The sequence below is a fragment of the Ruminococcus sp. AM31-15AC genome (assembly GCF_003462045.1).
In the GTDB taxonomy this organism is placed as follows: Bacteria; Bacillota; Clostridia; order Oscillospirales; family Ruminococcaceae; genus Hominimerdicola; species Hominimerdicola aceti.
Genome location: NZ_QTYG01000085.1, coordinates 1 through 4,957 on the forward strand (window position 1 = coordinate 1; position 4,957 = coordinate 4,957).

General features: G+C 34.7%; 7 protein-coding genes. All 7 read right to left on the bottom strand.

Annotated features, from left to right (window positions below):
• Positions 1 to 340, bottom strand: a 340-nt coding sequence (locus tag DW793_RS13635) for a hypothetical protein (protein ID WP_147342220.1), incomplete at its 3' end; no start/stop codon positions are given.
• A 12-nt stretch (positions 341 to 352) separates the two neighbouring features.
• A complete protein-coding gene (locus DW793_RS13640; protein WP_118158469.1) occupies positions 353 to 1,996 on the bottom strand; it encodes a polymorphic toxin-type HINT domain-containing protein in 1,644 nt (547 codons plus the stop codon).
• A 5-nt stretch (positions 1,997 to 2,001) separates the two neighbouring features.
• A complete protein-coding gene (locus tag DW793_RS13645) occupies positions 2,002 to 2,565 on the bottom strand; it encodes a She9 / Mdm33 family protein (protein WP_117859585.1) in 564 nt (187 codons plus the stop codon).
• Between the two features lie 17 nt (positions 2,566 to 2,582).
• A complete protein-coding gene (locus DW793_RS13650; RefSeq protein WP_117878350.1) occupies positions 2,583 to 3,152 on the bottom strand; it encodes an accessory gene regulator ArgB-like protein in 570 nt (189 codons plus the stop codon).
• On the bottom strand, positions 3,152 to 3,307 hold the full coding sequence (locus DW793_RS13655) for a cyclic lactone autoinducer peptide (RefSeq protein WP_118158470.1): 156 nt from the start codon (positions 3,305 to 3,307) through the stop codon (positions 3,152 to 3,154). The genes DW793_RS13650 and DW793_RS13655 overlap by 1 nt, the downstream gene beginning before the upstream one ends.
• Before the next feature lie 122 nt (positions 3,308 to 3,429).
• Positions 3,430 to 4,311, bottom strand: a complete 882-nt coding sequence (locus DW793_RS13660) for a sensor histidine kinase (RefSeq protein WP_181983578.1) — start codon at positions 4,309 to 4,311, stop codon at positions 3,430 to 3,432.
• A 363-nt stretch (positions 4,312 to 4,674) separates the two neighbouring features.
• A partial coding sequence (locus DW793_RS13665) for a LytR/AlgR family response regulator transcription factor (RefSeq protein ID WP_147342221.1) occupies positions 4,675 to 4,957 on the bottom strand: 283 nt, incomplete at its 5' end.

The window sequence follows — 4,957 nt, forward strand, 5'->3', positions numbered from 1 at the left end:
TTTTTAAATACGAATAATATACATTACCAATGCAATCAAAACCTAATAATTTAGTTGGCAATTTAATTTCAGGAACAACGATTTCTTTGTTAGTTGTTTCATACAAAAGAATATTCGACTTTAGCCCATTGTTTTGACAATATTGAAAATATTTATATACAAACTTAAAATCAGGGACAATATGTTGCATATCATATTGCAGAAACCAAGTGTTATCTGCTTCCTCAGTTAACATCATAGCATTCTTATCATCATCTACATCTTCAAACGGCCATACATTATATGTATAATCATTATCTTTTACCTCGGATACAACATAACCATTTCTATACAACTTCATTATCTCACTCTCCTAATCAATAATTTCCACATGAGAATTTTTGCCTGAAGGAACATGTAAATGCGGCTTACCTGATATACCTTCAGCCAATTTTGCTGGATCCATTCTATTGAAATGCGGTGGGTCTATACGAACTTTATCCTTGCCAAGTCCAGCTGCTCTACATCTATTTACATAATCTTCTGCCTCTAATCTTGTGACACGATTTATCTTGCTAATATTTTTTCCTTCCTTAACCAGTTTCTGCTGTTCTGGAGAATATTGTTTTCCATATTCTTTGCCAGCATTATGCACCAACACGCCCAATGTACAAACATGATAAGTATGGAAATCCTCCACCTGAAAATTATACACTGTAGTGGGTTCTTCTGTCAACTCAATATCAAAATTTTCAACTAAAAGAACATTTCCGTTTACATCAAGAAGTTCATCACCAACTATTAGTTCTCCTGCTTTGATAAAGCCTTGATTTTTTACATAAAACGGGTGGTCAACAGTTGTAACGATTTCTTCGCCGTTTACTGTAAGATGAACAAGAGTAGTTACCTCTCTTATGTATGTTTCAAGGACGGTCTTTTCACCAGTTTCCATTGTTTCAGGATCTGTTGAAATGACTTTATCTCCTGACTTTATCTTTTCTATAGCAACCATTCCGGCAACCGCCATGACAAGCGTTCCCGCCACAAAACATGACGGTTTAACTCCTGCACTGTTAGCTGCCTTGTTAAATCCGCTGTTCATTCCGCCGGTAAAAACAGCTACACTTGCTATAGTCGTCTGAGCTACATTGTATATAGAACTCTCATGCAAAGCCGCATTAAAGTCACTAAACCAGTTATCACCAAACAATATCTTTGAACCTAATGCGAGAGTATCAAAGCCTCCCATTACAAATGTGATAGCTCCACTTGCTTTGGCGACCGTTCCAACCGTTTTAGCAAAGCTACACGATTTACCCAACCATTTTCCATTGGCAAGCAAACTAACCGCCTTGGCATTACCTAAAAACTCACCTGCCGCTCCAAGTCCGCCAAATACGCCACCGAAAATAGCTCCGGTCACCACGCCGTCCTTAAAGCCCTCCCAGAATGAACCTCCTGACGCCCAACTTGATAGTCCACCTATCAGACCTCCGCTCAAAGCACCTTTCAATGAGCCGATTAAAATTCCAGAGCCAAGCCAGTTCAAACCCGGAACAAAGCAAAGAACAACACCGGTGATAACAACTGCAATCGCAAGAATCTCTTTCCAATGCTCCTGGCACCACTCGCCGACCTTTTTGCAGCCGTCTTTGAACTTCTCCCAACCGCTTTTTTCGCATTCGGGCTTCAGATATTCATATTTATCGTAAAAATCATCTTTGCTCTTATTGATTGCATCGGCGGCGTCACCGTCAATGCGTACAACATCAGATATAAAATCATTTATATCCTGTTTTAGATTTTCCAGAGTTTCAATCTTATCTTCCTGCGTTTTCGTTGATGATTTTATCGAACTGATAACATCATCGACGTCGCATATGCTTTCATCTATGGAAAGCACCTTTGATTTCAGCGATTTCAAGTCTGATTTATAGCTTTTGACCGATGTTTTTGCTTTATTTATCAAACTTGACATCTGGTTTATCTTGCCTGAATATAAAGTAATCGTCGCCATATATACTATTCCTCTTCGTACATCTTGCGTCTGTAATACTCCATATCATATGACGCATTCCGTCGTACATTTCGCCAATCCGAGGCTGCCGAGCAAGCCGTATCTATCCCTGAATTTATATCTTGTAATTCTGATTCTGCACGGTTTATATTTTCTTCTAACTCGGAAATTTTATTATTTACCGTATTTTTCTTGTTCCTGAGATTTGAGAAAATATTGTTTAAAGTATTCTGACTTTTCATTGATTCTGAACTGTAAACGCTACTCAAACTCTTGTTGGCAACTGAACTTGAACTTGCCATTTTGCCGAAATTTTCAGAAGCTGAATCGATTTTATTATTGATCGATTTTATATCATCTTGAAGTATGGAGTCTTTTTTTAAAGCTGCATTTAGCTCTGACAACACTTTTTGATGTCTTTTTAAATCTGATTTGAGCTGATTGATATATATAATTTTTCTTTGTCTCTGAGACCTCAGCTCATTTGCTCTGTTTTCATAGTTATTAACTTCAGAACAAGCGTCATAATATCTACTTCTAGATTCATAGTAGTAATCTTCATAATCCATAGGTATTAACACTCCAATCACGAATATTTGCTGAGTTTTAATTTCCCAATGACCAACATTAGAGATTCCGTAAACATAACAATAGGAATAGTTTTTTCTACGGGCTGAAAAATCACTGATACTGCTAGCCATATGAAAAATTCTATTGATAAGATCAAATAGGCTCTTTTTTTAAATACGCTAATTTCATCTCTGTCTAAAGGCTTGTTTTTATCTTCGACAGGGGCAAAAGCAAAGCATACCACCATTCCGACCAATAATAATATAATATATATTATTGACAAATCAACATAACCAATAAATAATAACATTGCCATGATAATCACTATGGAAATAAAATAGCACCTCCACGGGGTGCTAGCGTGGTATCCTCCGGCATAGCTTCTCAGTGGTATATAAAAAACTAAGAAAGCTATGCTTTCAAACACCTTGCCCACAATAACGCCGATAACTATAGTGCTGATAAGGTTAAGTAAAACCGTTATCCCCATATTGAAGCCGTATTCATACAAATCGAAATCGCTTTCTGATATAATACCTTTTTCACATAGACGTTGCGTTATTTTGCAGGCAGTTTTCTTAAACATTAGAACTTACGCAGTTTCTTAGAATCAGCAGGCAATTCAGGCTGGTGAGTGATGAAAAGGCATGTAGAATTTACGTTTGATACAGTAACCAAAAGTGCCAATGCAGCAAACACCTTACCCATTCTTGTGCTGAGTTTCATTAAATTTCTTTTCATATGATCTTCTTCCTTTCATAACAAGTTATGACTTGATTATACATAATACAAGAATAAAAAACCGTAAATGTCAAAAAAAACGTCTTTTTTGTAAAAAAAATAGAGGCAACTTATTGTTACCTCTATTTTTCATACATTATCACTGATGTTTCAAACCAATTATCAGCTACATTAGTTTTTAAAATTCCTCCGTATTTTTCCGCAATATTTTGAACACTCTTTAACCCTATTCCATGATTTATCTCATCATTTTTTCTTGTCCTTTTATCCTTGTGTATGATTCCGTCAAATGAATTTCCTACTAATAATTTAATGTAGCCCTGCTTATAAACAATATCGATAGTTATCTTCTTTTCATCGTTCTCTCCTAGGAGGCTTAACGCTTCAAGTGCATTATCTATCAGATTACAAATAACAATATTTAAATCAAATGAACTAATAAGAATTTGCTCAGGGAGAACAACATGATAACTTTTTTCAACGCTGTTGTTCTCTAACGGTGCCAATTTGTAATTCAGAACACTGTCGATCGTTTCATTTCCTGAGTCGATAATAACATTATTACTATAAATATAATCATTGGTTTCAGCAAGGTAATCTTTAAGCTGATCGTATTTCTCAGCACTAAGCAAACTTTGCATGTTGATAATATGATTTTTCATATCATGCTTTAAAAATCTTATCTTCATCTGAGATTCCTGCATTAAATGCAACTGATTAAGATACGCCTTGTTTTGCTGCTCAATAACGTCAGTTTCATATTGCTGGGAAAACATATTTACCAAATTATCGTAAAGGTAAAGAATAACTATGTTCATCAATAATATGATAACGCTTAAAATCAACGATATGACATTGAGATCTTTTGCGACAAAGTAACCCACCATTATACTGCCAAGCGGAACAACTATCACAGTAATATAATACATTATCGGCAATTTTACAATTTGATTACTATCTTTAAAAAAGCTCTTAGCTATGATATTTACAAGTGTTAGAAACACAATATTTGATACAAATCCCTCATCAAAAAAAACAGAGTTATATCGAGCAAAGACTGTATAGCAACAACCGCTGTATCTACTACAATGGAAAAAACACATAACACAAATGCTGACAACAAAGACTTAAATAACGATACTTTATAGTACAAAAATATAAGAATAAAAGGTATAATGTTTGACAGGATTGTAATAAGCCGATTGTCAAAAAGTAAATACGCACAGCTATTTATAATGTAATAAAGTGTAAACAGAACAACGTCTGATTTTGCTGATTCTTTTTTCTTTTGTAAAAACACATTGGAAAACTGATAAGTGGCATATATGTGAAACACATTTGAAAACAAATAAAATATAGTAGTCATATCATTCTTTCAACAGCTGTTCACTGACCTCCATTTTCTTATTAGGGCTTATCGGCAATTCCACTCGGTCTATGCCAATAAGGACGACTGAATGTGAAGTGAATCTTTCAATATAATTTTTATTTACTAAATAAGATTTATGAATACTGATAAAATCACTTAAACTTTCATTGTCAAGCAGGTTAGATAATTTTCCGTAAAAGGTATATTGATTCGTAATAGTATGGATCACTATTGTCCTGCCCTGACTCTCAAAATAACAAATATTAGATACTATGATACTG

What these genes read in the sequence shown, in the direction of transcription:
- DW793_RS13655 (WP_118158470.1), bottom strand. Translation starts at nt 3,307, where the DNA reads ATGAAAAGAAATTTAATGAAACTCAGCACAAGAATGGGTAAGGTGTTT.
- DW793_RS13645 (WP_117859585.1), bottom strand. Translation starts at nt 2,565, where the DNA reads ATGGATTATGAAGATTACTACTATGAATCTAGAAGTAGATATTATGAC.
- DW793_RS13650 (WP_117878350.1), bottom strand. Translation starts at nt 3,152, where the DNA reads ATGTTTAAGAAAACTGCCTGCAAAATAACGCAACGTCTATGTGAAAAA.
- DW793_RS13640 (WP_118158469.1), bottom strand. Translation starts at nt 1,996, where the DNA reads ATGGCGACGATTACTTTATATTCAGGCAAGATAAACCAGATGTCAAGT.